General features: G+C 56.2%; 1 pseudogene. It reads left to right on the top strand.

The window, feature by feature from the left end:
• Nucleotides 1–251 (top strand): annotated as a pseudogene (locus CVH10_RS26245) (hypothetical protein); the annotation flags it as partial.

Here is a 251-nt window from a genome sequence, read left to right as displayed (position 1 = left end):
GATCGCCAGTGGAAACTACACCCCTGGTAAATTTCAGGGTGTAAAAGCTGATGTCGTGTTCCTGGGTATCGGGACGCTCGGCAAGCAGGACGAGGCATTCGCCTCGAACTACTGGCACGAAACTGTCGAGCAGACGGGGGCGAAGCTTGTCATCCCTATTCACTGGGACGACTTCATGCGCCCCCTCGACCAGCCGTTCCGGCCCTTGCCACGCCTACTCGATAACTTCGACAACGGTATGATGATGTTGT

This window comes from Halomonas sp. ND22Bw (genome assembly GCF_003011945.1).
Taxonomy (GTDB): Bacteria; Pseudomonadota; Gammaproteobacteria; order Pseudomonadales; family Halomonadaceae; genus Halomonas; species Halomonas halophila.
The sequence above is the reverse complement of the archived record's forward strand: the minus strand, read 5'-3'. Positions and strand labels throughout refer to the sequence as shown.